The organism is Phycisphaerae bacterium (genome assembly GCA_012729815.1).
Lineage (GTDB): Bacteria > Planctomycetota > Phycisphaerae > JAAYCJ01 > JAAYCJ01 > JAAYCJ01.
The window spans coordinates 1-3706 of sequence record JAAYCJ010000344.1 but is presented as its reverse complement, the minus strand read 5'-3'; the positions used below and the strand labels follow the sequence as shown (position 1 = coordinate 3706).

The following is a 3706-nucleotide window of genomic DNA, read 5'->3' as shown; positions in this document are numbered from 1 at the left end:
CCAGGAACACCATGCGCGAAACCTTCTGACCCACCGCAAGCTCGACCGCCTCGGGCCGATTGCCCTTGGGATACCGCACGTTGCCCTCCGAGTGCAGCACGACGCAGCCGCGGCCGTCGTTGGCGTTCGGATCGATGATCCGGAACGAAACGCCCTCAAACGTCTGATCGCCGGTCGGCAACAGCCGCAGGTCCTGGGCCTTGCCTTCGTCGAACCATCCGCCCTCCCCGTCGCGACCCTTATCGTCGGCAAAGCCGCGATTGGCCGCCGCCCGCAGATCGACAAACACCGCCCGATCGGCGTCGATCGGATCGATCCGGCAGTCGGCGATCTCCGGGCCCGCGATCGGGGGAATCGCGTAGTTCGGCGTCAGCGCCTCGTCCCACGTCGTCTCCAGCGCATAGCCCAGCAGGTTCTCCAGATAGCGCGTCGCCGCCGCGTCGCGACCGTAGCGCCGGACCGCCTCCGCCTGCGAGAACAGTGCGACGCCCTCGCCGATCCGCACCTCGGCGACGGTCATGCCGAACCGCCCGCCGTAGGCGCTGGTGGCCAGCACGGACTCGGACAGCGGCGCCAGGTGCTTGTGGACGATCACCGGCGAGTCGCTGGTGAACGGCTGATTGGGATCCTCGCGATCCCAGGTGTCCCACTCGACGTTTTCAAGACCCTCGAAAATCGGATGCTCCGGCACGATCAGGTCGGGATTGGCCGAGCGCGTCTCGACGAGCTGATATTGCCGCGCGAACGGCAACACGCCGATATAATCCGTCTGCTCCAGGCACAGCAGCTTGCCGCCCGCCTCGATCCATCGGCGGATCGCATCGCCCGCGCCGCGCAGCTCCGGCGAGAAGCTGTTGAACCCGATCACGAGAATCTCGTAGCGGTCGAGGTGATCGAAATCGGCGATCGGCTCATAGGCGATCTGGAGGCGATCGAAAAGCTCGCGTGTCGCCGCGCTGTCGTAGTGCGTGCCGGCAAAGAGCGGATCGGAAGGCTTGACGTACAAACCCACCTTGCGCCCACCGGTGTCGATGGCCGCCCGCTGCGCATCCGGCCCGAGGATGTAGAGATCGTAATCGTTGTCGAGCAGCTTTTCGCCTTCGTGAAACAGCGTCAGACGCAGCGTGTACCGACCGGTCGCCGCGTCGCCGGGAATCGTCCAAGCCACCGGCTCGATCCTCTTTTCGCCCTGACCGATCTTCTCGTAGCTCAGCAAACGACTGAAAATACTCTTTCCCTGCGGGTCCAGCACGCACACCTCGGTCCCAAGATCGGCCGCGTCGCTCAGCGTGTCATTGAAGGTGTAAACCCGCGTGGACCACGCCTCGCCCGCCATCGGATGATGCCAAAAATACGCATCCGCGCACGCGTACAGCGGGCTGTTGATCCGCCGCATCGCCAGCCCGAACGCGTCCATGCACTCCGCCCGCGTCGGATTGACACGATGCGTGGCGAAACCGACCACGTGCTCATTGTACCGCCGCTGGCACTCGACCATCCGCTTGTAGTACTCGGCCCGCAGCGGATTGCCGGCGTCCTTCTCCCGCAGAAACCCGCGAATGCCGTAGAGCCGCAGGTTGTCCTTGACCCGCGGCCAGTAGTACGCGTTCTGCCCGCTGAAGCCTTCGCGCAGACACAACGCGACGTATTCCTTTCGCGGAATCTCCGGCAGGCCCGGCTTGAGCGACTTGAAGAAATACTCCCAGTGCTCGCAACGGAAAAGACCGAAACACTCGCCGTTGTACCACGGCCGGTCCAGCTTCCCGTGAATGTACGCGCCAAGATGGGCGCTCCGCGTCTCGATGTCGCTCCACAGCGCCTCCCACGTCGAATAGAAATGGTCGTCGAAGAAATCGACCTTCGCCGTGAACGGATCGTCGGACCGCTGGGCGTAGTACCGGCCCGACTGCGTCAGCGGCACGGGAATGCCGACCTCGTGCTTCAGGTAGTCGTAGGCGGCGCAGAGGTACTCGCTGAACTGGCTCCCGTAAAGCTCGTTGCCGAGGCTGAACGCCCAGATCGACGGATGGTTCCAATGGGCGTAAATCCGGCGGGCATACTGACCCTTCACGTCATCGGGAAGCTGCCCGTTCTTGACGAACCTATCAAAGACCGAGCCGCCGCCCCGATCGTGTGGAATGGTTTGGTTCTCCACGTGCGGCAGTTCCGGATAGACCAGCACGCCGAGCTCGTCGGCCACGTCGAACATCGGTTCCGTCCAGCAGTCCGAGTGCGCCCGGATCAAAAGCAAATTGACGTTCCTGTGACGCTCGAACCATTCGGTCAGGTTGATCGACGCGTTAGTGAACGAACTCCCACCGTAACCGCCCTCTTCGCGGTTCAGGTCCTGGTTGAACGGCCACAGGTCGCACCGCTTGGCGTAACCGCCGTGTTCAAGCTGCTCGCCTGGAATCCAGAGCTTCTTGCCGTTGAGGCGAATGGTCGTGCCGTCGCACGTGAACTGGCGGTATCCGAACCGCGTCTGACCGATCGTCTCGCCGCCGCCGACCAGCTTGACGTGATAGAGGTTGGGACGCTCGTAAGTCCATTCGACGGGATTCGGAACGTCGATGGTGAACGACTGTTCGCCGATCCCTGCCGGAATCGTTGTCCTGCCCAATGCGATCTCGCATGGTGCAATCGGATCGGGCGACTGATAGCGGTACGACTCCCAGCCGCTCAACTCCACCGCCAGATCGACCGTATGTTCCGCGCCGGTTCCGTTGTCGAATCGACAGCGAAGATCGAGCTTCTTCTCCGCGGGCCGCGGCGTGACGACAATCCCCTCGGTGAACAACCGCGGCATCACGTCGATCTGGACCGGCTGCCATATTCCGCCGTGCCAGCGCCCGGCTGGATTGTGATACGCGCGAACGGCGATCGTGTTCTCCGCGCCGAGTTCGACGGCCTCGGTGATATCGAACGCGAACGCGCCATACGCGGCGCGGTCCTCGCTGTAGTAGGCCATCTTGTGCCTGCCGATTTGTCGGCCGTTAATGAACACCGTCGCCTCGTCGAGCACGTGGCTGAATCGCAAGACCAACCGCCGCCCGCGATGCTCAGCCGGAACGGTGAACGTCCGCCGATACCAGCCGACCCCGCGAAACTCGTCGCCGGCGTTCCAGTTCCACGGAACAAAGACACTCACCCACTCGCCATCGTCGAAACCGCGCTCGGCAAAACCATTTTGTGTACCGTAGTCGTCGGCTGGATTCTCCTGCGTGTCGCGAAGCTTGATCAGCTTCCACCAGCCGTTCAGATACACCGCCGGACGCTTGCCGCAGAATAAATCGTACTTCTCGTCGCTCCAATTCTTCACCGAATCGGAAAACGACGGCTCGAACGGATGGGCGTAGGCCGCCGCTTCCACCGTCTGAACCTCGGCCGCGGTCGCGGCTGCGGTCAAAAGGAAAGACAACAGCATGCTCGCCAGAGGCTGGTGCGCCCGGAGGACGCGCCCTGCGGGATTGCAGCGGGTGCTCATTGTTGAGTCTGCCTATCAAGAGGGAGTGGTGCGTCCGGAGGATGTACCCACGTTATTCCCATCGATATTCGCCGGCGTAGCACGGGTAGATCAGACTATCCATCCACTTGACGTGGAGGTCGCCGAACATGACATTGTCGCTGTTGTGGTGGCGCCGGCTGCGATCGCCCTCCAACTCGACGGCGCCTCTGCCCCAGAGGTTCAGCGAAGGGCAACTCGGCT

At 62.9% G+C, this 3706-nt stretch carries 2 protein-coding genes; both read right to left on the bottom strand.

What is annotated here, in order from left to right; all coding sequences use genetic code 11:
• Positions 1 to 3424, bottom strand: a 3424-nt coding sequence (locus tag GXY33_21905; GenBank protein ID NLX07803.1) for a hypothetical protein, incomplete at its 3' end; no start/stop codon positions are given.
• Positions 3425 to 3536: 112 nt separating this feature from the next.
• The coding region (locus GXY33_21900; protein ID NLX07802.1) for a hypothetical protein at positions 3537 to 3706 on the bottom strand (170 nt) is incomplete at its 5' end.